Genomic DNA, 24111 nt, shown 5'->3' on the forward strand with positions numbered 1-24111 from the left:
TTTTTAAATATATTGAAGGTTGGTATAACAGAAAAAGGCTACACTCTTCTATTAATTACATGACTCCAGATCAATGTGAATTATTAGCTAGAAGTGCAGCATAAAAAAGTTTGACTTTTTGTGTCCAAAATATTGACATAAGACCAAAAACAAATGCAAAGAGAACACGCACCACAACATCTACCGCAAAAGCAGAGCCTTTGGAATATGACTACACGGATGCCGATGTGTACCAAGAATTAAAAATCGGTCAGCTTGCCCAGAAAGTCTTGGGCAGGATGCTGTGCGATGGCTGTGCCTCCGAAGAGGAAATCGCAGCAATGCAGACCGCAGAATATAGTAAACAGCAGTTTGACCTGCAATATCCACTTTTGAGGGTGGCAACCGAAACGGAAACACCGCTTCATTATTATGCCAAGCCGATAGAAATTTACGGTACCCGCTATCGTATGTGTTGTGAGTGGTTTGAGAAAAAGGGTGCCAACAATGACAGGCCGTATCTCTTGAAATGGATTGAAAGTCATAAGTCGTGATTTTTTGATGGCGGAGAATTGACCTATGAGAGAAATGACATGGGATGAGTACTATGCCGGTTTTTACGACTGGTCTCTTAGCACACAGAAAAGTTATTCGTATCGCCTTTCGGATTTTGGTGACTCCGAGGAAGTCTTTGAGATCGTAAATGAGTTTGCATTTTATGATTCAAAGTTCGCTACCAGGTTCGTAGAAAAGCGCTGAATGCAGGAGTCCGATTCTCACCGGAACACATATTAGGGAACCTCTGATTTAATCCGCACTACCATCGAGGCTTGAGATATGGTATAATAACACCATCAAAGCAATGGTGGTGCATGGAAATGAAGCAGGAAACATTTACCGACATCGAATACAGCTTCCGCAAGAAGAAGACCAAGCGGGAAGAGTTTCTGGAAATCATGGACGAGATCATTCCCTGGGACGAGTGGGTTGGTGTCATTAAGCCCTACTATCCCACGGGGAAGCGTGGCCGTCCGCCCATGGGGATTGAGAAAATGCTGCGGATGTATCTGCTTCAGATTTGGTTCAATCTGTCCGACCCGGCCACCGAGGATGCTATCTACGACAGCTATGCCATGCGAAAATTCACGGGCATTGATTTCATGACGGAAGCCGTTCCGGACGAAACAACGCTGTGCAATTTCCGTCATCTTCTGGAAGCACATGGTCTGAACAAGCTGTTTAAGGAATTGTTACTGCCAATTATCAGACTGGTCATCCCCATGGTTATATAAGTGCTATGTATCGTGGAGAATTGGCGATCAGCAAGATACAATATGCTAAGAATGAAAGCTTATGCGAATTAAAAAATCAGGCAGAAATTTACCCTGGTGCTCTAAAGAAGAGCTTGATAAACTATTTTATATTTGAAGCAGAGTTCTCTTTAATGTTTGTAAAAGCAAATGCGGGAGCAGAGGATAAATATTATATTGCAGGCCATGTTTTTCGTATTATTTCATGCTTAAATCAAGTACTATTTGCATGCAATAATGCTTATTGCATTAACGAAAAGAAAGCTATAAAACTGCTTGAAACTTTTGAATATAAACCTGAAAAATATGCCGAAAGGGTTAATTATATTTTTGAAGTACTCGGTCTTTCACTTTTTGAATGCTACGATATGACCGAGAAGTTTTATAAAGAAGTGAAAAAAATTGCAACGGAGATAAATAACTTTTTAAACGAGGGGAATTCAGATGAAAGAAAACAAATATGATGATAATATATTTTTTCAAAAATACAGTCAAATGAGTCGCTCACAGCAGGGAGTAGCCGGTGCAGGAGAATGGGAAACATTGAGAAAGCTGCTGCCGGATTTTAAAGATAAGCGTGTGCTTGATTTAGGATGCGGCTATGGATGGCACTGTATTTATGCGATGGAACACGGTGCTTCTTCTGTTGTAGGTGTTGATATTTCTCATAAAATGCTCGAGGTAGCCAAAGAAAAAACACATTTTCCACAGGTTGAATATAAATGCTGTGCTATAGAAGATGTGGAATTCCCAGAGGAGAGTTTTGATGTAATATTAAGTTCACTTGCGTTTCACTATGTAGCAGATTATGAGATTTTAGTAAAAAAGATATATAGAATACTGAAGTCTGGTGGTAAGCTAGTTTTTACGGTTGAACATCCTGTTTTTACTGCCTATGGAACACAAGACTGGCATTATAACGAAAAAGGAGAAATACTGCATTTTCCGGTGGATAATTATTATTATGAGGGCAAACGGACAGCTGTGTTTTTGGGAGAAAAGGTTACAAAATATCATAGAACACTGACCACATATCTAAATACACTGCTTTCAAATGGTTTTATAATAAATCAGATTGTGGAGCCGCAGCCGCCGGAAAACATGATGGATATTCCGGGGATGCAGGATGAAATGCGCCGTCCCATGATGCTGATTGTATCGGCCAACAAAAAAATGGATAGATAGAACTAAAACACCTATAAGGTATAAATGGAGGCAATTTATGTTTAAAGAAAAAATTATTATAGAGATGAAAGAAGTATTCAAAGAAATTCCTTTTGGCATAGAGCATACTCTTAAAGTTTTGAAAAATGCAGAAGATATAATGAACGGAGAAAATATCGGAGAGGAAGAAAAAGAATTCATCAGTATTACTGCTATACTACATGATATTGGTGCGGTTGAAGCACAAAAAAAATACGGTTCTATTGATGGTGTCTATCAAGAAAAGGAAGGACCAGCAGTAGCGAAAGAAATATTAAAAAAGGTAGGCTATAACAAAAATATTGATAGAATATGCTTTATAATAGGCAACCATCATACTCCATCTAAAATTGATGGACTTGATTTTCAAATACAATGGGAAGCTGATTTGCTTGAAAATTTAACGGTTATGGATAAAGAAAAAGAACAGGAAAAGATAAAAAAGTGTATAGGTGAAAACTTTAAAACAAACACAGGAAAAAGGATAGCTTATAATCGCTTTATTTTAGATTAGTAGTAGATTATTACAGTTATGTATTTTATATCGCAAAGAAAAATAGTAGTTAAGTTTAACCCTAGGGAACCTCTGATTTTATCCGCACTACCATGCGGGTTCCGGATATGGTATAATAACACCATCAAAGCAATGGTGGTGCATGGAAATGAAGCAGGAAACATTTACCGACATCGAATACAGCTTCCGCAAGAAGAAGACCAAGCGGGAAGAGTTTCTGGAAATCATGGACGAGATCATTCCCTGGGACGAGTGGGTTGGTGTCATTAAGCCCTACTATCCCACGGGGAAGTGTGGCCGTCCGCCCATGGGGATTGAGAAAATGCTGCGGATGTATCTGCTTCAGATTTGGTTTAACCTGTCCGATCCGGCTACCGAGGATGCTATCTACGACAGCTATGCCATGCGAAAATTCACGGGCATTGATTTCATGACGGAAGCCGTTCCGGACGAAACAACGCTGTGCAATTTCCGTCATCTTCTGGAAGCACATGGTCTGAATAAGCTGTTTTTCGATGCGATTAACCGGGTTATGGTGCAGACCGGGCACATGATGAAGGGCGGCACCATTGTAGATGCAACCATCATCAATGCTCCCAGCTCCACGAAAAATGCAGCCAAAGCCCGTGACTCCGAAATGCACCAGACGAAAAAGGGGAACGAGTGGAAATTCGGGATGAAATGCCACATTGGTGTGGACGCCGGCAGCGGGTTGGTGCATACTATTACGGTCACAGCAGCGAATGCCCACGATATCACACAGGCTGTAGCGTTGATTCGTGAAGATGATGAAGTTGTATATGGGGATTCCGGCTATCTTGGAATTCAGAAGCGTCCCGAAGTAACCAGCGACGAGCACCTATCCAGCATAGACTACCGCATTAACCGCCGTCCCGGAAGGCTGCCTCATGTCTCTGACAACGCAATTGACTGGGAGAGATATATTGAGAACCGCAAGTCTTCGGTGCGCTGTAAGGTAGAGCACGCATTTCGGATCATCAAGTGTCAGTTTGGCTACAAGAAAACGGTGTATCGCGGACTGAAGAAAAACGAGAACCGGCTGTACGCCATGTTTGCCTGTGCCAATTTATACGCCCTTGCAATCGCCGGGCGAAAACTCGCAACAACCTGAGATAGGGGCAGTCTGCCCTTTTGGGGACAATAGAGAAGAAAACAGAGAATTAATGGCTTTTTTGCGCCGAAATCGCCTTAACCAAGCGCAAAAAACAGCAGTATATCGAGTGGGCACAGAATAAGGGCTATTTGTTCAGAGGTTCCTTAGAAATGACAATTCTGATAGATAAACCGGTGTTGAGTAAGGCGGCAGAAAGCGCAATGGGAACTTTTGACCGAGAGCAATTGGAAGAAATCCATATGCTTATCGAGGATTCTTCTTTTGATCGCATTTCACAGAAAGCAAAAATCGACATCTTTGTTGATGAGCCAGATGAGGAAGAATCAGAGCCGGAATATGAAGAACCGGAATACTATGAGCCTGCACCACGTAAGACGGGACTCGGATTTTTTGGAACCTTGATTGCGATTTTGGCCGCCTTTGGCTCTGCTGGTGGATCGAAGAAAAAAGGACACAATGACCGCTGCAATGGTGACTGTGCCAATTGTCCACCGCACTATGGATATCGATATGGACGTTGGTACTATGGCCATGACCATGTGCATGGATGTGAGTTCGGTGGTAACAAAGGCAGCGGCAGTATGGATTAAACCTTTTAATTTTGCCACACCTTTTAATTATTCCAAAATCCGTACACCGCAAGGCATACATCCCACTGTGTCGCCAATCGTAGGAACGGTGAAAAACCATAACTGAATAAAGCAAAAAAGGGCTTCCGAAGTCAGCAGTTGACCTCGAAAGCCCTTATTTTATGCCTTTTTCGGCGGTTTTGACCCCGGAGAAGGCTTTTTCTATTGTATCAAAGTCAGTAGGAACATAGACCCTGCTTGTGGTTCTGGTGGTATGTTTGTACAGTCTTTAAAGTTTGTTCAAGAACATAGTGGAAATGCTTTTGATATATCAGTATATGGTCAAGAGTCAAATCCAACAACGTGGAAATTAGCTAAGATGAATATGGCTATTAGAGGAATAGAAAATAACCTTGGAAGCAAAAATGCAGATACATTCCATGAAGACTTACATTCATCATTAAAGGCAGATTTTGTCCTTGCTAACCATCCATTTAATCAAAGTGATTGGGGTCAACCTTTACTAGTTAATGATTCAAGATGGAAATTTGGAACACCACCAGCTAATAATGCAAACTATGGATGGATAGAGCATATGTTAGATAAACTAAGCCAAAAAGGAGGAGCAGCAGTAGTTCTTGCTAATGGTTCTTTAAGCTCTAATACTTCAAATGAAGGTGAAATAAGAAAAAGTATTTTAGAAGCGGACTTAGTAGATGCAATAGTAGCACTTCCAGATAAATTATTCTATACAACAGGTATCCCGGTTTGTATCTGGTTCTTTAATAGAGATAAAAAGAATAAAGGAGAAACTTTATTTATAGATGCTAGGAAAATGGGAACTATGGTTAACAGAAGATTAAGAGAGTTAACTGATGAAGATATTAAAGAAGTAGCTAATATATATCACGCTTATAAGAATAATGAAAATTATGAAGATAAACAAGGCTTCTGTAAGAGAGCTACTATAGATGAAATAAGAGCAAATGATTATATCCTAACTCCAGGAAGATATGTTGGAATTGAAGAAGTAGAAGATGATGGAGAGCCATTTGAAGAGAAGATGGAAAGATTAACAAAAACCCTTTCAGAGCAGTTCAAGAAATCTAAGGAGCTTGAAGAAGAAATAAGGAAGCAACTCGGGGGAATTGGATATGAAGTTTAAGGATACAGAATTAGGAAAAGTACCAAGTGGTTGGATAGTTAAGAGTGTAGAAGAATTGATTAATGAAAAAATAATTGATAAACCATTAGATGGAAATAATGGAAGTATTCATCCAACTCAAAAAGATTTTGTGGAAAGTGGTATACCATTTGTTATGGCATCTGATATTGAGAGTGGAAGAATAAATTACAATACATGTAAATATATATCAGATGAAACTGCTAGAGGGTTAAAAAAAGGTTTTGCTAAGTGTGGGGATGTATTAATAACTCATAAAGCCTCTATAGGAAGGGTTGCTTTAGTAAAAGAAAATGAGTATCCTTTTATTGTTTTAACGCCACAGGTAACATATTATAGAATAAATGATAGTAGTATTTTGAATAATAAATTTTTAATGTATTATTTTACATGGAATAACTTCACTGAGTTATTTACAGCATGGGCACAAGGTGGATCTACTAGAGCCTATTTAGGAATTACTGCACAACAAAAATTACCTATAGTTATTCCTAGCATTAGTGAACAAAATAAAATTTCAGATATTTTATCATCTTTAGACAAAAAAATAGAATTAAATAATGAAATGAATAAAACTTTAGAAGAAATGGCTCAAGCTTTATTTAAAAGATGGTTTGTTGATTTTGAATTTCCTAATGAAGAGGGAAAACCTTATAAATCTAGTGGTGGAGAAATGATTGAAAGTGAATTTGGAATAATACCTAAGGATTGGAGAATTTTAAAGCTAGATGAAATCTCTGATATTACAATGGGGGTATCACCAAGTAGCAAAAGTTACAATGAAGATAAAATAGGTATTGCATTATTGAATGGAGCTTCAGACTTTGTTGGGAAATTAATAAAGTCAACTAAGTTTACTACTGAACCTAAAAAGATTTGTAAAAAAGGAGATATGGTGTTTGGTGTTAGAGCAACAATTGGAAATACAGTATTTACAGATAAGGAATATGCTTTAGGTAGAGGCGTGGCAGCTGTTTCATCACAGGAAATTATAAGTAGAGAGTTTATTTATTTTAATCTTAATAACTCAATGGATAACTTAATAAATAGTGCAAGTGGAAGTGTATTTTTAAATTTAAAGAAGTCAGATATAACAGATTTAAAAGTATATTTCAATGAAGAAGTTGTTAAAAAGTTTCATAATATAGCAAAGTCATTAATAGATAAAATTATTGAAAATGATATAGAAAGTGAGTTATTAAAGGAAAAAAGAGATTTGTTGTTACCAAAACTTATGAATGGAGAAATAAGGGTATAAAGATAATGTTTAATTGACTAAAGAAGGGATTGAGAAAATGGAATTTATAAAAATTGATAATTATAATAATTGGTATATAGAAGTGTTTAATGACGAGTTTCAAACAAAATCATTGAAATACATATTAGAACATATGTTAATAAAATTTGAGATTATATTTGGAAGAGATATAATTGATAATGAAGAGTGTTATGTTTATATAGATAGTAATTCTGCATGTCCAATGCTACACACTGGATATGATAAATTAGCAATAAGGCTTTCTACGCCAGAAACAACTTATTGGGCACAGGTAATATACCAGCTATCACATGAGTTGTGTCATTATGTATTAAGACAAACTAGTGGTGGAAATGAAACTCTTAAATGGTTTGAAGAAACTTTGTGTGAGGCTATGTCTATGTATATTTTAAAATACTTTTATGAAACCTGGGATGATTGTATATTAAGTAGAAATAACTATAACTATAGAGAAAGCATAAAGAAGTATTTGGAGGATATATATAATAGTCAATATGGAACTGGATTAGCTGAGTGTAAAAGTGAAAAGCAGCTAAGAATATTAAGTAGGTTGAGCGAAAGAGATAGGCATGAAAGAATTAGAGAGAGAAATATAGTATATAATATCTTCAAAAGTGAACCAGACAAAATAAAACTAATAGCTGAGTATCAAAGATATAGGAATGATATAATTATAGATTTCAATGAGTGGAAAAATGAGAGAAAAGATATTTTTATAGAGAAATTAAGTGAGATTCATCCTAGATTGGATAATGTTATTTAGAGAGAATAAAACATATAAAGCTAACCTATAATGGTTAGCTTTTCTTTTATGTTATTTATTGATAGCTTTTTATATTTTAATATTTAGGATATAATTATATATAATATTGTAAATAAAGAGGAATAAAAGGATGAAATTTCAAGAGGCTAGTTTAGAGAATGTTGTAATTGAATATTTAAAAGAAATAGATTATGAATATATACATGGCAGTGAATTAGTTAGAGATACTAAGGAAGTACTGCTATTAGATAAATTAGAGGAAAGTTTGCTTAAAATAAATAAAGGGTTACCTATAAGTTCTATTAAAGAAGCTATTCGTAAGCTTAGAACATTTGAAACTAATGATGTATTTACTAATAATAAAGTGTTTCATAAGTATTTAACAGAGGGAGTAGGGGTAGCTGATTTTATTAATGGTGAAACTGTTTATTCTACTGTTAAGCTTATAGATTATGATAATATTTATAATAATGAATTTCTTGTAGTTAATCAATTAGAGGTTAATGAAGATGATGTTAAGAAGATACCTGATGTTGTTGTATATGTTAATGGCATGCCGTTAGTTTTAATGGAGCTTAAGAGTACTTCAAGAGAAGAAGTAACTATAGAAGATGCTTATAATCAGCTTATGAATTATAAAGAGGTTCATATACCAACATTATTTTATTATAATGCCTTTTTAGTTATAAGTGATGGAGTTAATAGTAAAGCTGGGACTTTAACGGCACCTTTTGATAGATTTATGGCTTGGAAAAAGGTTGAGGCTGATGATGAAGTTATAGATAAGCTTAATTTTGATACATTACTTTACGGTATGTTTGATAAGGAAAGGTTACTTGATATAATTAAGAACTTTATTTTATTTACTTCTAAAGGAAAGATAATGGCGGCATATCATCAATATTTTGGTATGAATAAAGCTATACAAGCTGTTAAGAAAGCTGTTGATACTGATGGTAGAGCAGGAGTTGTATGGCATACACAAGGTAGTGGTAAAAGTTTTTCTATGACTTTTTTAGCAGGTAATTTAGTTAAGGATAAAGACTTAAATAATCCTACTATATTAGTAATAACAGACAGAAATGACTTAGATAATCAGCTATTTAATACGTTTGGATCAGCTCATGACTTTTTAAGACAAAAGCCAATTAAAGCAGATAGTAGAGCAGATGTTAAAACTATATTAGATAATAGAAAAACTGGTGGAGTTATTTTTTCAACTATACAAAAGTTTGAAGAAGAAACAGGGCTTTTATCAGAAAGAAGAAACATTATTGTAATGGTAGATGAAGCCCATAGAACTCAATATGGTATGGATGGTAAAGTTGATTTAGAGTCTGGAGAAGTTAAGTTTGGATATGCTAAATATTTAAGAGAAGCAATGCCTAATGCAACTTATATTGCTTTTACAGGAACACCAATAGAAACTACTGATAAATCTACTTATGGAACTTTTGGGGATTTAATTGATGTTTATGATATGACTCAGGCTGTACTTGATGGAGCTACTGTTAAGATTTATTATGAGTCAAGGCTTGCAAAGGTTAAGATTGATAATTCTGTTTTAGAAGATATAGATAGAGCTTACTGGGAGATGCAAGTATATGAAGGCGTTGAAGATTATGTAGTAGATGCTAGTCAAAAGAAATTATCTAAAATGGAGCAGATTATAACTAATGCTGATAGAATTAGAGAATTAGTAAAAGACCTTATAGCTCATTATGAAGAAAGAGAAAACTTAGTTAAAGGTAAGGCTATGATTGTAGCTTATTCAAGAAGAGCAGCTTATAAGATGTATCAGGAGATATTAAAGCAAAGGCCGGAGTGGGAAAATAAAGTCAAAATGGTCATGACTACAAATAATAGTGATGAAGAAGAAATGGCAAAGGTTATAGGGAATAAAACTTATCAAAAGGAGCTAGAAAAAGAGTTTAGGGATGAAAATAGCGACTTTAAGATAGTTATAGTAGTTGATATGTGGCTTACTGGATTTGATGTACCAAGTCTCGATACAATGTATATAGATAAGCCTATGAAAGCTCATAACTTAATGCAGGCAATAGCAAGAGTTAACAGAGTTTATCCAGGTAAGACAGGTGGACTTGTAGTTGATTATATAGGTATTAAGAAAGAATTATTTGAAGCTTTAAAAACTTATACAACAAGAGACCAGGATAAGATACAGGAAAATGAAGAAGGTAGAAAAATAGCTTTAGATATAGTTGAAGTATTAAGAAATGTCTTCCATTACTTTGATTATAGTGGTTTCTTTGGTGATTGTGATAAAACTAGATTTAATCTTATTAGAGATGGTGCTGAATATGTTCAGTTAACAGAGCCGAGACAAAAGATATTCTTAAATGAAACTAAGAGATTAAAAGATGTATACAAGATTTGTACAAGTTTATTATCTAAGCAGATAAAGGATGAAATAGCTTATTTCATTGCAGTAAGAAGTTTTGTATTAAAAACTACTAAAGCTGGAGTGCCTGACCTCGCAGAAGTTAATAAGAGAATATCTGAAATGCTTGAACAAGCTATTCTAGAAGATGAAGTGTTATCTTTAACAGAAGCAGGAAGTAAAGAAACTTTTGAATTATTAACTGATGAAAACTTAAAGAAACTTAGAGCATTACCTCAAAAAAATATGGCAGCTAATATATTAATGAGAGTAATGAAAGAAAAAGTTTCTGATATTAAAAAGACTAATTTAGTAGTAAGTAAGAAGTTTAGCGAAAGACTTGAAAAGATAATAGAAGATTATAATAACAGAAGTGACGAAGAAGATGTGTTTAAAGTATTAGAGCAATTAATACAATTTAAACATGAGTTATTGGAAGCGATAGATAAAGGTCATCAAATAGGACTAACTTATGAAGAAAAAGCATTCTTTGATGTATTGACAGCTGATCCAGAAGTTATTGCCGATATGGGGGACGATACTTTGATAAAGATAGCTAGAGAATTAACTAAAACAGTTAAAGAAAATATGACTCATGCATGGTATGAAAAAGCACAGGCGCAAGCTAAAATGAGAAGTGTTATAAAGAGGCTATTAAAGAAATATGATTATCCACCAAATAAGAGTAAAGTTGCCATTGAGACTGTGTTGGAGCAAGCTAAGTTACAATGTGTGAATATATAATTTAAATATTACTGATAATGATTTGATTATGGGAGTACCTATAAATGTAGGTGCTCCTTTAATTTTATAAAGTAAATTGAGAGGTATAATATCGATTAAAAGTAATAAAAATTCTATTAGTAATATAGAATAAATATTATTCTCCCTAATTTTAAATAGAAATTTATAAAAATATTGACAAGTAAACATATGTTCTATAGACTAGTAATTAGTATTATTATAAGGAAGTGGGTTTATTGGGAGAAAATCATGAAAGAATAATATTTCACGTTGATGTAAATTCAGCATATCTTTCTTGGACTGCAGTCAAACAATTACAGTATGGTGAAAATGATATAGATATTAGGCTTATACCATCTGTTATTGGTGGTAGTGAGGAAGATAGACATGGAATAATCTTAGCTAAGTCAATACCTGCTAAAAAATATAAAATTCAAACTGGCGAATCAATTGTAGATGCGTTAAGTAAATGCCCAGAATTGAAGATATACCCTCCAGACTACAGTCTATATATGAGATGTAGCAACGCAATGGTAGAGCTTTTAAAAGAGTATACTCCTATTATTCAAAGATATTCTGTTGATGAAGTTTTTATGGATGTAAGTCATTTTAAAGATAAGTATATGGAAAAAGCTTATGAAATAAAAACTAGGATAAAAGAAGAGTTAGGATTTGCTGTTAATATAGGAGTCAGCACTAATAAGCTGCTTGCTAAAATGGCTAGTGATTTTAAGGAGAAGGATTCAGTCCATACTCTTTTTAAAGATGAAATAAAAAATAAGATGTGGCCATTGCCTGTGAGGGATTTATTTATGGTAGGTAAAGCTACAGAAGCTAAACTTCATAAATTAAATATTAATACTATAGGAGAACTAGCTAAGTACAAGTTAGAATTTCTAAAGCCAATTTTCAAAAGTTATGCAGATGTAATTCATAACTATGCAAATGGTATTGAAAACTCAGAAGTTAGAGCGAACAATTATATAAATATTAAAGGCATTGGTAATTCAACAACAGTTAAGAAAGATGTTTGTGATAGAGAGGAAGCATTAAAAATACTTTTATCACTAACAGAAACTGCAGCTATGAGATTACGAAAAAATAATAATATGTGTGGAGTTATAGCAGTATCAATAAAGACAAGCGGATTTTATAGATATTCTCATCAAAAGACTTTAAGCAATATAGCTGATTCGACTGAAGAGATATTCTACGAAGTTACAACTATTTTTGATGAAATGTGGAATAAAGAACCTATAAGACAAATGGGAGTAAGATTTTCTAATTTAGTTGGAAATGAATTTTACCAAAGAACTTTCTTTGATGATAAAGATATAGATAAAAAAAGAACTCTAGATAAAACTATAGATAGTATAAGAGAACGGTTTGGAGATAAGTCAATAATACGATCTGTATTTATTAATTCAGATATTGATCCACTTAGTGGTGGTAATGGGGAAGAAGATTATATTATGATGTCAAGTATATTATAGGAGATGATTTTTTGAAAGGAATAGCAAAACCTATACAAATGATAGCTTGGTTTGATGAACATGGCAAAATAAACCCTGTAAAATTTAAGTATGAAGAAGATGGATGTAAAGTAATATGTATAAATAAAATACTTAATAGAAGTTTTGAAAAGTTAGCAGGCAATCCCATGTGGAAGTTTACTTGCAGCAGTATTATAGATGATTCAGAGTATACCTATAATTTGAAATATGACTTAATTAATAGCAAATGGATATTGTTTGATAGGAGTACAAATTGATATTAAGTTTTCAGTGAAATATTATAATATGTATATATTGATATTACTAGAGTAAAAGGAGATTTACATATGGATAAAGAGTTAGTTGATATTATATCTGATCTAAAAAACGAACTGAGAGTTATAACGGAGAGAATAAATTCTATTGAAAGAGTAGTTTTAGCAGATAAAAAAAATATGACAGAAGATCAATGTATAAATAAAAGTGTGGAAGATACTGGGGATGTAGGTAAATTCTTTGATGAGGTATATAAAAATATAAATGACCATATAAAGTATAAAACTTGGATAGAGACTAATGTTAAAACAACTATTATAAAAGAGGACACTATAATAATTAGATGTGTAAATTCTTTTAATTACGATATTTTAAAAAAGAGATATTATGACTTGCTTAGGAAAAGCACTAAATATAAAGTTGTAATAGAAGAGGTTAAATAAAGGATTTCTATAGAAAGAATAGACTTTTATATATTAGATAAATTGTAAATAAGAAAGCAGGGGCTAAGTAGTCCCTGAAAGAGACAGTAGATAATAAACTGAAATTATCTACTGTTTCTTTCTAAGTTAATTTCGTAAATATTGATATATTTATATAAGGTACTTCTGCCAATACCGAGCATTTTAGCAAATCTAGATGAAGTCATAGTACCATATTGGCCTTCTTTAAACTTAATATATTCTTTAACAAAATCCGTTGGAAGTTCAGCCTTAGGTCTGCCGAGAGTTTTACCTTCTGCTTTAGCAACACTTAATCCTTGGTTAATTCTAGATACGATTTTTTCACGCTCTTGCTGAGCTATGTGAGCCTTTATAGTTATTACAATGTCTATAACCATATCATAAATGCTATTATCATTAACTTTATTCCAGTCAGACATATAAGGCATATCTAATGCAATAACTCTAATCCCTTTAGATTTTAAATCTTTTAGTTCCATTATTACGTTATCAGCATTTCTTCCTAATCTGTCCAAGTCAGTTAATATTAAAATATCCTCTTTCCTTAATCTATTTTTTAACATTGAGTATTCTTCACGATTTTCAGTATTTACAGTACCGCTAACTCGTTCTTCTAATATTTCATCAAATGTAAAACTATTAGCTTTAGCATATTGTTTTAATGTAAGCAATTGTCTTTGTGTAGTTTGAGTATCTTTAGTTGTAGAAATTCTTGCATATCCAAAAATCATTTAATCACCTCTAATAATCATCAATTTAAGAAGCGTGTCTATGAAATCATAATTTTATTTCATGAACAATATTTATATTAATTTTATCAAGAAATCCAAGAAATATGTACAGGAAAAAGTAGGTTGAGAAGTGTACACGAAATCAACTGATTTATAAACTGATGAAAAAATAGTTTAGAATAATGAATAAGGAACCGTACCATAAATAAATGAGGTTTTGGATAGAATTGGATATATAAATGGACGATAGGTGTGCTTTAATTTTTGCAATGAAACTTACAAAAATCTAAAGTTTGAATTTTTGTTGGGTATTTTAATTTTATTTATAGATTCTTCATTTTTCACTACTTGAGAAAATTAGAATTTGTTTTTCAGAATCTGTAGCATTGAAAAAATTTTTAAAATTATATATACTATAATTATACTAAAATATAAGCATAAAAAATATAAATGTAAAGGTGTTGTAAATATGCGCAAAGAGGTAATTTTTAATTAAATTAACTGAATAAGGATTATTTTTAAAAGTATATGAAAAATCTTGAATAACTCAAGGTTTATTTGTGGTAGAATCAATTATTGATAATATTGATATTACCATGTTTATTTGTGTACTCTTACAGCTTTTTTTGTTTAAGGAGATTATTTTGATGATTTATATATTTAAATATGAAGATTATGAAAAACAAACAAATTTTTTAAGAAATACTAGGATGGTGATGATTAATGGTTAATAAACTTTCAGCATATAAAACTTATTTATTATTTTCAGCTATTACAGCAATGTGTTTTTCGTTAGTAGCTACAGTTATGATAGTGTATCACATTGAAATAGTTCATTTAAATCCACTTCAGCTTATACTTGTTGGAACTACTTTGGAATTAGCATGCTTTATATTTGAAATTCCTACAGGTATAGTTGCAGATGTGTATAGTCGTAAACTATCTATTGTTATTGGGGGAGTTTTAACAGGAGTGGGATTTATTTTAGAAGGTTCTATTTCTAGTTTTGTTTTCGTACTTGTAGCACAGATTGTATGGGGATTAGGGTCTACTTTTATCAGTGGCTCGCTTGAAGCTTGGATTGCGGAAGAAGAGAAGAATAAAGATTTAGATGAAATTTATATAAAGGGAGCACAAGCAGGGCAGATAGGAGCATTTATTGGAATAGTACTAAGCACTGTAATAGCTAATTTCTCTGTAAGGCTTCCTATTATAGTTAGTGGAGTTTTATTTATAATTCTTGCATTATTTTTATGGTTATATATGCCAGAAAATAATTTTAAACCATCTGCTCCTGGGGATTTAAATACATTCAAAAAGATGGTATATACATTTAAATCTGGTCTTAAATTTGTAAAAAGTAAATCTATAATTATGATTTTACTTGCAGTAACTTTATTTTATGGATTATCAAGTGAAGGTTATGATAGACTTTCTAATGCGCATTTTTTACAAGATACTACACTTCCTAAACTTGGAAACCTTAGTTCAGTGACTTGGTTTGGAATTTTTGGAATTTTAGGAATGATATTGAGCTTCATAGTAATGCATTTTATGGCAAAGAATCTTAAGAATGAGGATAATAGGAAAAATGGAAAACTATTATTATGCATAAATATACTTTATATATCGTCTATGTTGATATTTGCTCTTACAAGAAACTTTAGTTTAATGTTAATAGCTTATTTGGCAACAAATACCTTTAGAATTATAAATGAACCTATATTCAGTGCGTGGTTAAATGGGCATATAGATGATAATTCTAGAGCTACTGTGCTTTCTATAAATGGACAAATGAATTCCTTAGGTCAAATTTTAGGTGGACCGATTATAGGAATCATAGCTACAAATATTTCAGTAAGTATTGGTATAGTATGTACTTCATTATTAGTAGCACCAGTATTAGTGTTATATATTATTTCTATGATAATGGATAAAAAAATATCATGAATATAAGGGATTAAAAATGAAGATAATTTGATTGAACAATACAAGAAGGTTCGTAAATTTTTTGTAGAAATCTTCAAAAACACTTTTAAATTACAATATTAGAATTAGGTTAATTACTGTATTAAAAGATAAATTAAATATATATTATTAACTTAGAAAAACAAACTTTTACTTGTATTTATGTATACAAGTAAAAGTTTTTTACTTTCTTAGAAGGGAGAAATTTATAATGAAAAAGGTTTATTTAAAAAATCAATTAAAAGGATATCCTATAGAAGTAATCAGTAATGTTTTAGACGTCATTAATGTATTAGGTGAAAATTATGGAGCTAATAGAGATATAGAGAAAGATTTAGGAGGATATATAGTTATAGCAGAAAATATCGTTGTTATCGAAATGTTAAAGAAAGATAAGTTACAAGGTTTAATACCAGAATATACTGATATTATTGAATGTAGTGAAGGAGTTAATTGGACTTCTTCACTATTTTTGCTTTCTAGCGATTTTGCAATAGTAGTAGTAACAACAGAAGAACTTTCTAAGTTCCTACTAGAATAAGATAAGGAGGTTGAATTAATGTGAGTAAGAAGAATATAAAAGAAGAGAACATTATCAAGGAAACTAAGTACTGTAAGATAATAAACCAAGGAAAGGTTGGAGAAGGAGAATACACATACTCAATAGAGAAAATCTACATCAAAGAACTAAAGAGAGACGAAGTAAGGTTCTGTGTCTACAAGGCAACTAGAAGAGGTGATGAAACATATATTCCAAGAAGTCTCGATGTAACGGAGCTAGAACTAATAGAGCTAATAAAAGAGTCAATAAGAGAGAAAGTATTTTCAGAAGAATTCATTGAAATGTTAAAACAAGAAATAAATAAAAGCTAAAAGTCTTAATTGCTATAAGGATAGTGATTAAGACTTTTTACATTTAAATAAAATTATAGAAAGAGGGATTATAAATGTTTAATAAAGATAATGTATTCATTACAGTTAATGAAGAAGTTTCTTCAATAATTCAGCAATATATAATAAGAGAAATTAAGAAGGTATTAGATAAATACAAGAGTATAACAACAGAAGAAATAAGTAGTATAGAAAAATTAATAAATAGCATAAGCAATGAAGAGTTAAAGGAGGAATTCCTAAATGATTGGAGTATGTCAGTAAAGATAGCAAAAGAAATTGGAGAAAATGAAGTTGATGACAGGGTAATTTCTATGTATCAAAATCTAAAAAGTAATGGATTAGAAGAATTATCAATAGGTCATGTTATTAATTGGTATAACGAGTTAGATGAACAAGGTTATGTAATGATTGATGATTATAGCATAATTTATAAAAGTTCAGCTAATCTAAAAGATGTTGCAAGAAGGTTATTAGATGAACTACTTGATGATGCGATTTATGTTAATTCCTTAATAGATAAGGACTCACTAGTTGAATATTGGATAGAGCAAACAAGTAAAGAAGATGTAATAGATGACTTAATTAGAGGAAGTAATATTGAAGAACTATTAGGACTTGCTCCAGAAACCATATATGAAGATGAATATAATAAATATTTATATTCTGAAATAGATTGTTAAGAGGTTATATCTTAGTTAATAAGGTATAGCCTTATTACTTTTTAGATAAAGATGAAAAACTAATAATAAGGAGAGAACTAAAGATGTTCAAGAAAGACAATAGATATGTAACAAGAGAGGTAAATGAAGAAGTAGATATAAGGTTGCAACTAATAATGTGGAGTATGATTGATAAGCTAAAAGATGAAGAAAATGTTGAACTAGATTACTTACAGGTTTTCAGGATAAGAAAAGAAGGAAAGAATATTGTAATAAGTCAGAGTCAAGAAGTTCCTGAATATTCATGCACATATGAAATAGAGCTAGAAGATATTCAGATAGATGATGAGATTAAGTTATATGTAATAGATAACGGAGTTGAAGGAAGTATTATATTATTTCCTTGGGAATATTAATGATAATGAGGAGAAAGTCATGGATATAGTAACAGTAATAAAGGTGCTTGGAACAGTATTAACAGTTGTGGCAACTTCAATAGAAGCAACAACTAAGAAGTAGTATGAAATAAGGTATCATCACAATTAATAAGAATAATAAATTAATTGTGATGATATTATAACAATAAGCTAATTTTTTTTATAACAATAATAAACTACTAGAAAATATCGTTGTAATAGTAGTGTCGATGTAACGATAGTGATGATATTTTCAGTGAGAATAAGATTGAGGAGAAAGAATAGAAGAAGTCCAAGTAAAGATGTAATTTATCTTGAACGTAGGGTAAATAGAAAAACTGTAACTACAATCAATCTAAGTATATCTAAAAAGCAACGATAGCACAGCAGAAAGCAGAGATTTTAGAAAATGTGAAGAAATGTAGCCATAGGAATAAAAAAACTGCGAAGAGAGGATAAATTGAATGTTTTCTAAATAAGATGGTAAACAATAAAGAAAAATCAGTAAATAATAGCTTCATAACTATACAAACTAGGATAACAAGGCATGAAAGACTATGAGATGTTGAAGTAATAGGAAATCCTAGGCTCAATAATTCCACTTGAAATCAAGGATAAGTCATAACATATAATATGTACAGGAAAAATCTAAATTCACTCAAAAATAAAAAGAATTGAAATGATAAAACATAAAAATAATGAAACTTGGAACTAGGGAATAGGAACTAAGGACTTGGGACTTGGAAAGAGTAACGGGGGGATAGGGGGGCTAAAGCCTTATAATAAAAATAAGAATTGAAATAGATTAATAAAAATCTATTTCAATAAAAAATAAAAATAAAATAAATAATAAAGAATGATAAGAGTAAATATAATAAATAAAAATGATAGAAAGAAGTATATAATAATAAGATTACAATGAGAAGATAATTAAGAATATAACAAGTTAAATATAATTGATTAAGAAATTTCAATAATATAAAGTAACAATTAAAGATTATAACAATTAAAGCTAATGATAATAAAGAAGATATAAAGTAATAAGAAATATATACAATAAGATGAAGAAAATCTAATCAATATATAATGATACAATTAAGATAATATAATAACAAAAGAAGTTGATGAAGAAGATATAATAACTATACCAATTGACATAAATAGAATTAAGAAAGTCTAACAAATTACAATAGATAATAAAATCATAACAATAGACTAAGATAAAAAATGTGATGTACCAATAAAGAGAGATACATCAGAAAGTAACAATAACATACTATAAAACAAAGATTCCAGGAAGCGAGAATAAATAATAGCACTCAATATAAAAACAACAAAAAAAGGGATAAATAAACCGTTTTAAATTATACAATCAAATATATATTATAAATATGAAAAAGAGTTAATGTTTCTAATGAAGGAAGCATTAACTCTTTTTAGATTAGCCAAGTGATTTTTTCTTGTAAAATCCATTGGCTTTTCAATCTTATGAAAACTTTTTAATGGAGGTAATATTTAATGTGAAAGAAAAGGAGTTGATGGAACAAGAAAACATGAGTAAAAAGAGTGAGAATTACAGAGGTATCTATAAAGATATGGTTGAGGTTCTAGGACATGATATAACTCTAAAAGTATATGAAAGTTATAAAGGTCAACAGATAACATTTCCAATGAGGTTATATTCAGATAAATAAGTAATAGATTATCTAAATAAATATTACAATGGAAGGAACTTAAAACAGATATCAAGAAACTTAGGATACACTTGCAATTGGCTACAAAAAGTAATAAAGAAAAATGAAATTAAAAAGAACTATTGAGAGGAGAATAAAAAATGTCATTTTTTGTATGGAAAACATCTATTCAATGTAAATTGAATGATATAAAAACAGATATTGTAGGAAGTCATAGAGAAAGAGAAACCAATAGATATATTCGTAAAACAAAGCAAGAAGCTAATCCAAGTATAGTTACTACAAAAGAGCGCTTAGAATATTATTTAAAGAAAAAATATAATTTAATATATATAGAGGGAGAACTATATCATGAAATGGAGCAGAAGGATTATAAAAAAATATTAAATAGTTTTGGAAAGACAATGTCTAAGATAGGAAAAAATACAGCATTAGTAAGTGGAGTAGTTACAGCTGGAATGAGTTCTTTTACAATACCACTTGCGTTAAGTTCAATGTTTCTTGGTGTAATATCTAAAAGTGATTTAGATAATTATGAATATATAATTGATAAAAATGAGAAACGTATAATATTAAAACATAAAGGTTATAATCCAAAAGGAGATTAAAATTATGAAGAATACAAATTAAATAAAATTTCACTAAATATTTATTAGATTTTTAATAAGTATTTAGTGATTTTTAGGAGAGTAGATAAATTTGTTTTTACACAAATTTATCTATTTTTTTTGTGTGATTAGTTAGTATATTTAGAATATTATACTGTATAAATTTAGAAGAGTTTTGTGGGAAGAAAAAATAATATTAACTTCGATTACAATCAGAAGTAAAAAAGTGTAAAACAATCGATAACGTTCTTGGAAAGAACGGGTTAGTTCAAAGATTAAATAGTATGATTAAAAAAATAAAAAAAATATTTATTCAAAATAAATATAAAAATTTGAATAAATATTCAAAATGCAAAAATGTAATTAAAAGTAAAAGTGAGATAAAGCAAGTAAAATCAATACTTTAGCAGTGATTGCTATCGAGTTAAGGAGTTCCTGGAGTGAAAAGAGGATAAAGTTTTTTAAGGTAGGAAATGTAGGCATCGATGGCAAATCATAAGGGAAAATTCAAATGAATTATAATACTGAAATTTCCAGTAAAATGGAATTTTAGCGATTTGCACAATATCTAAAAGTTGTTATAATAAATTTGTAAGTTAATAAAATGCAAATGCATAAATATGAATATAGACTATATTTATAATAAAAAGAAAAGCAACTGTATAAAAATGCAAAAAGAAAAGAAAACGATTACAAAGGAGACGATTATATGGCTATTTTAACAAAAGATGGTAAAGCAGTAGATTTATCAAGAGGACTACAACTAGGAGAGATAAAAGACTTTAAGTCTAGAGGACTCAAGAAAACTAAAAAAGGAGATATTTTTGAATGTGGAAACTTAGAAATTCTTTTAAAGAATGGAGTATCTCTAAGTCAATATATTATGGTATCACCATATAATAAGTATCTCTTTTATAAGTTTGTTAAAGCGGTAGGATTAGAGCATAAGATAGATGAGTATGTAGATTTCCCCTTTTGTGAAATGTTTGATAAGGAGATTGTAGTAGAACTTGATTATGAGTCAGTTAGAGGTGGGAGATACTTAAATGTAATAAATGTATATAGTTTAGAAGAAGCAGAGGAGTTCATACAGTACCAAAAAGCAAGAGATGAGTTAAAGAGAAGAAATGGGATGTTAGGTATGAATTTTATAGAAATGGTGAAAGAGAGAAGAGCAGAGATAGCAAGTAACTTTAATAATACACAAGAGGTAGAAGTAAATGAAAATGAAGTTACATTTGGTAATGAATATGAGGAATTTATCGGAATTTAACATTTATAAGGTGGCTTAGATTTTACTAAGTCATCTTAATTTAAAAGGAGGAATAGAAATGTCAGAAATGGTTATAGGAAAAAAGACAGGTGTAGCAGCATTAAGAGCAAGGAGACCAGCACCAAAGCTAAGACCTAAAAATAAGGAGGATAATAAAATGGTAAGTAGTAATAATGAATTAGTTGAAGATGATTATGAGATTAAAGAAAGTATAGATTTAGATTCATTTAAACCATCAGAAAGTAAATCTATAAATAAAGGTATTGCTGAAGCAGGAGTAATGTCAATAATAAATTCTAAGACTGGAAAAAGAATAATAGTGTCTAATGAAATAATGGAGAAGTTAAATAAGCCAGAAAGGATAGTAATGTCATTTTCAGGGGATAAAATTGCTATAGGTGAACAACTACCGAATAATGATAATTACATAAATATAAAAGTTTTAAAGTCTAAGGGAGTTATTTATTCAGCAGGAATAGTTAAGGAAATAACAGATTTATATAAGTTAGATTTCAGTAATAAGACTTCTATTACATTTTTTGATGTTGAATATGTTAAATATGAGGACAATGTTGTAGCAATAATAACAGTAAGTTAATTGTACTTGATAAGTATATTAAATCACTAAGCATTGTGCTATGTTGGTTCAATGCTTAGTGAAATAAATGTAAGAGGAGTATAGTAAATGAGTTTAAATAATGCAGTAAGAAATAATAATTTACAAAATTCAATATATGGAGAAATTATAGAAGAAGATATAACAAGAAGAGAACAAGAAGAAATAATGGCTAGTGAATGGTTTATAAACTGGATGAAAGATTATCATTACTAAAAAGTGTACAATAAGGAGAAAAAATTATGAGTTCCAATAATAACAGTAATGAGGTAATAGATTTACTTTCAGAAATAATAATTAATTTTATATCTAAAATGACTAGCACAAGCAATACTGATAAATTTAAAAAACTGTAATCTAAAAGGAGAAATTAAGATGAAAGATAGAGAAATGAAAAGAGCTAAAGAAGTCATAGAGAAAGGAGATGGAAGGCATATGTATACTATGGAACAACTTTTATTTAGATTGTCAATAAAAATACCTAATCAAAATATAAATGAAGTAATAGATAAACTTAAGAGATTATCTATAGTACCAAGTGCAATATTCAAAACTAGTTGTGGACTTATAGTAGAGTGGTGGACGATGAGATGTCAAGTCATTCTTGATTATAATAACTATATTAAATTAATTAAAGAATTTTTAGAGTATGTAGATAGTATAGGGGTTAATGAATGGATATTTGATACAGGATGTCTAAGTGATAGTTTACCAGTTGAATACGATAACTTAGAGGTGATAATTAACCCAAGATTTACAGTAGAAAATTTTAATAATACTGGAGAGATAGAGATAAATGATGAAACTAAATAGGACAAGTTATATAGTTAAGTAAATCTAAACCAGTTACTCTGTTAAAAATAATAGGTATATATTAATAAATAACCAATTCAAAAGGAGAAGATGAACATGATAAATGAAATAATTAAAGAAAACGTATTAATAAACTTTGATATTGATATTAATGAAAATGGAAAAGGGAGAGATGAGATGGCAATAGATACATATACAATAATAGTTCCAATTGAAGCTATTACAGAAGAAGTATCATTAGATGAATTACATATGGAGTTTAACTCATGTATAAGTAATGTCAAGATAGCAGAAAAGAAAATTACTATGGATTATTTTACAGGTGAAACTACATTCATAAGAACAGTAAGTGAAATCCAAGAACATATTAGAATTATGGTAAATAGTATAAGGAATAAATTAGCTAATATTAAAATAGGTAATTTTAAATTAGTATATAACTTCTATACTTGGAGAGATTAATTAATGATGGAAAATATCATTATTATTGAAATGACAATATTAATGGTATTTTCCGTTATAAACTAAGATGATAAGTATATATTATAAATTCGATTAGAGGAAAAACATAAAAATTGGAGGTATATGAAATGGTTTTAAAGAAGTTACTTAATAATATAGAAGATGAGAATGTAAGAAAAAGATTAGCTCTATATACTCGTGTTAGTACTATAGAGCAATCTGAAGAAGGCTATAGTATAGATGAACAAGAAAGATTACTAAGGAGTTGGGCTGAGAAAAACAATTATGAAGTGTATAAGTGTTATTCCGATAGAGGGATTAGTGGAAAAGATATTAAAAATAGACCAGCTTTGAAAGAGTTATTAAAAGATGCAGAAGAAAAAAAGTTTGATATGGTTATCTCATGGAAGATAAACCGTATAAGTAGAAAGTTAGCTGATGTATTAAAGATAGTTGACATATTAGAGAAGAATGATATAACATTCAAATCATATTCAGAGCCATTTGAAACAGATACACCAGCTGGAAAAATGCAATTTCAGATGATGGCATTGATAGGAGAGTTTGAGAGAGGTACTATAGCTCAAAATGTAAAGATGGGGATGTGTGCAAAAGCAAAATCAGGAGAATGGTGTGGAGGTAGAGTTTTAGGGTATGACCTAGT

29 protein-coding genes and 1 pseudogene are annotated in these 24111 nt (G+C 30.7%); 29 read left to right on the forward strand and 1 reads right to left on the reverse strand.

Annotation, left to right across the window (positions count from 1 at the left end; translation table 11 throughout):
- The first annotated feature begins 110 nt into the window (after positions 1-110).
- The 15 genes and pseudogenes from ARA56_RS15195 to ARA56_RS15265 all read left to right on the forward strand — a co-directional run bounded on the left by ARA56_RS15195 (position 111) and on the right by ARA56_RS15265 (position 13292).
- On the forward strand, positions 111-533 hold the full coding sequence (locus tag ARA56_RS15195) for a hypothetical protein (protein ID WP_055268216.1): 423 nt from the start codon (positions 111-113) through the stop codon (positions 531-533).
- A 25-nt stretch (positions 534-558) separates the two neighbouring features.
- A complete protein-coding gene (locus ARA56_RS16865) occupies positions 559-738 on the forward strand; it encodes a hypothetical protein (protein WP_055268218.1) in 180 nt (59 codons plus the stop codon).
- A 119-nt stretch (positions 739-857) separates the two neighbouring features.
- Positions 858-1271, forward strand: coding sequence for a transposase (locus ARA56_RS17165; protein WP_479723138.1), 414 nt, complete (start codon positions 858-860; stop codon positions 1269-1271).
- Between the two features lie 20 nt (positions 1272-1291).
- The gene (locus ARA56_RS16740) at positions 1292-1753 is read left to right on the forward strand and encodes a hypothetical protein (protein ID WP_479723139.1); all 462 of its coding nucleotides are present in this window, start codon (positions 1292-1294) and stop codon (positions 1751-1753) included.
- Positions 1734-2474, forward strand: a complete 741-nt coding sequence (locus ARA56_RS15215; protein ID WP_055268220.1) for a class I SAM-dependent methyltransferase — start codon at positions 1734-1736, stop codon at positions 2472-2474. The genes ARA56_RS16740 and ARA56_RS15215 overlap by 20 nt, the downstream gene beginning before the upstream one ends.
- A gap of 37 nt (positions 2475-2511) precedes the next feature.
- Positions 2512-3006, forward strand: coding sequence for an HD domain-containing protein (locus ARA56_RS15220; protein WP_029425405.1), 495 nt, complete (start codon positions 2512-2514; stop codon positions 3004-3006).
- Positions 3007-3154: 148 nt separating this feature from the next.
- Positions 3155-4138: an IS5 family transposase gene (locus ARA56_RS15225; protein ID WP_055268257.1), complete on the forward strand. Its 984-nt coding sequence runs from the start codon at positions 3155-3157 to the stop codon at positions 4136-4138.
- A 152-nt stretch (positions 4139-4290) separates the two neighbouring features.
- Positions 4291-4731, forward strand: a complete 441-nt coding sequence (locus tag ARA56_RS16990; RefSeq protein WP_055268222.1) for a hypothetical protein — start codon at positions 4291-4293, stop codon at positions 4729-4731.
- Positions 4732-4951: 220 nt separating this feature from the next.
- Positions 4952-5875: pseudogene (locus tag ARA56_RS15235) on the forward strand (N-6 DNA methylase); the annotation flags it as partial.
- Positions 5865-7151 carry a restriction endonuclease subunit S gene (locus ARA56_RS15240; protein WP_055268224.1) on the forward strand — a complete coding sequence of 429 codons (1287 nt, stop codon included), beginning with the start codon at positions 5865-5867 and terminating at the stop codon, positions 7149-7151. The pseudogene ARA56_RS15235 and the gene ARA56_RS15240, both read left to right, overlap by 11 nt.
- A 37-nt stretch (positions 7152-7188) precedes the next feature.
- Positions 7189-7935, forward strand: a complete 747-nt coding sequence (locus ARA56_RS15245) for a hypothetical protein (RefSeq protein WP_055268226.1) — start codon at positions 7189-7191, stop codon at positions 7933-7935.
- A gap of 130 nt (positions 7936-8065) precedes the next feature.
- Entirely contained in the window at positions 8066-11080 is a 3015-nt protein-coding gene (locus tag ARA56_RS15250; protein ID WP_055268228.1) for a type I restriction endonuclease subunit R, read from the forward strand.
- A 227-nt stretch (positions 11081-11307) separates the two neighbouring features.
- Positions 11308-12573: a Y-family DNA polymerase gene (locus ARA56_RS15255; protein ID WP_341380648.1), complete on the forward strand. Its 1266-nt coding sequence runs from the start codon at positions 11308-11310 to the stop codon at positions 12571-12573.
- 11 nt (positions 12574-12584) lie between these two features.
- Positions 12585-12851 (forward strand): hypothetical protein, encoded by a 267-nt coding sequence (locus ARA56_RS15260; RefSeq protein ID WP_055268232.1) that lies wholly within the window; start codon positions 12585-12587, stop codon positions 12849-12851.
- Positions 12852-12920: 69 nt separating this feature from the next.
- The gene (locus ARA56_RS15265) at positions 12921-13292 is read left to right on the forward strand and encodes a hypothetical protein (protein WP_055268234.1); all 372 of its coding nucleotides are present in this window, start codon (positions 12921-12923) and stop codon (positions 13290-13292) included.
- A 104-nt stretch (positions 13293-13396) separates the two neighbouring features.
- On the opposite strand, the gene ARA56_RS15270 is transcribed toward ARA56_RS15265, so the two are convergent.
- Positions 13397-14044, reverse strand: coding sequence for a recombinase family protein (locus tag ARA56_RS15270; protein ID WP_055268236.1), 648 nt, complete (start codon positions 14042-14044; stop codon positions 13397-13399).
- A gap of 723 nt (positions 14045-14767) precedes the next feature.
- On the opposite strand from ARA56_RS15270, the gene tetA(P) reads away from it, so the two are divergent.
- From tetA(P) to ARA56_RS15330, 14 genes are all read left to right on the forward strand, one after another.
- Positions 14768-15994: a tetracycline efflux MFS transporter TetA(P) gene (gene tetA(P) / locus ARA56_RS15275; protein WP_004455690.1), complete on the forward strand. Its 1227-nt coding sequence runs from the start codon at positions 14768-14770 to the stop codon at positions 15992-15994.
- A gap of 229 nt (positions 15995-16223) precedes the next feature.
- Complete coding sequence (locus ARA56_RS15280; RefSeq protein ID WP_055268238.1) at positions 16224-16553, forward strand: hypothetical protein; 330 nt, start codon at positions 16224-16226, stop codon at positions 16551-16553.
- 20 nt (positions 16554-16573) lie between these two features.
- Positions 16574-16885: a hypothetical protein gene (locus ARA56_RS15285; protein WP_055268240.1), complete on the forward strand. Its 312-nt coding sequence runs from the start codon at positions 16574-16576 to the stop codon at positions 16883-16885.
- A gap of 74 nt (positions 16886-16959) precedes the next feature.
- Positions 16960-17586, forward strand: a complete 627-nt coding sequence (locus ARA56_RS15290; protein WP_055268242.1) for a hypothetical protein — start codon at positions 16960-16962, stop codon at positions 17584-17586.
- A gap of 83 nt (positions 17587-17669) precedes the next feature.
- Entirely contained in the window at positions 17670-17981 is a 312-nt protein-coding gene (locus ARA56_RS15295; RefSeq protein WP_055268244.1) for a DUF960 family protein, read from the forward strand.
- Entirely contained in the window at positions 17944-18084 is a 141-nt protein-coding gene (locus ARA56_RS16750) for a hypothetical protein (protein ID WP_156334272.1), read from the forward strand. Before ARA56_RS15295 ends, ARA56_RS16750 begins: the two co-directional genes overlap by 38 nt.
- A gap of 1417 nt (positions 18085-19501) precedes the next feature.
- A complete protein-coding gene (locus ARA56_RS16995; RefSeq protein WP_242855974.1) occupies positions 19502-19675 on the forward strand; it encodes a hypothetical protein in 174 nt (57 codons plus the stop codon).
- Positions 19676-19815: 140 nt separating this feature from the next.
- Positions 19816-20283, forward strand: coding sequence for a hypothetical protein (locus ARA56_RS15305; RefSeq protein ID WP_055268246.1), 468 nt, complete (start codon positions 19816-19818; stop codon positions 20281-20283).
- Between the two features lie 709 nt (positions 20284-20992).
- Positions 20993-21556 carry a hypothetical protein gene (locus ARA56_RS15310; protein ID WP_055268248.1) on the forward strand — a complete coding sequence of 188 codons (564 nt, stop codon included), beginning with the start codon at positions 20993-20995 and terminating at the stop codon, positions 21554-21556.
- A gap of 58 nt (positions 21557-21614) precedes the next feature.
- Positions 21615-22154 (forward strand): hypothetical protein, encoded by a 540-nt coding sequence (locus tag ARA56_RS15315; RefSeq protein ID WP_055268250.1) that lies wholly within the window; start codon positions 21615-21617, stop codon positions 22152-22154.
- A gap of 87 nt (positions 22155-22241) precedes the next feature.
- On the forward strand, positions 22242-22388 hold the full coding sequence (locus ARA56_RS16755) for a hypothetical protein (protein WP_022211474.1): 147 nt from the start codon (positions 22242-22244) through the stop codon (positions 22386-22388).
- Positions 22389-22547: 159 nt separating this feature from the next.
- Positions 22548-22985, forward strand: coding sequence for a hypothetical protein (locus ARA56_RS15320; protein ID WP_055268252.1), 438 nt, complete (start codon positions 22548-22550; stop codon positions 22983-22985).
- A 96-nt stretch (positions 22986-23081) separates the two neighbouring features.
- Positions 23082-23447: a hypothetical protein gene (locus ARA56_RS15325; RefSeq protein ID WP_055268255.1), complete on the forward strand. Its 366-nt coding sequence runs from the start codon at positions 23082-23084 to the stop codon at positions 23445-23447.
- Between the two features lie 128 nt (positions 23448-23575).
- On the forward strand, positions 23576-24111 hold a 536-nt coding region (locus ARA56_RS15330; protein WP_148315781.1), incomplete at its 3' end, for a recombinase family protein.

This window comes from Clostridium disporicum, assembly GCF_001405015.1.
GTDB lineage: Bacteria > Bacillota > Clostridia > Clostridiales > Clostridiaceae > Clostridium > Clostridium disporicum_B.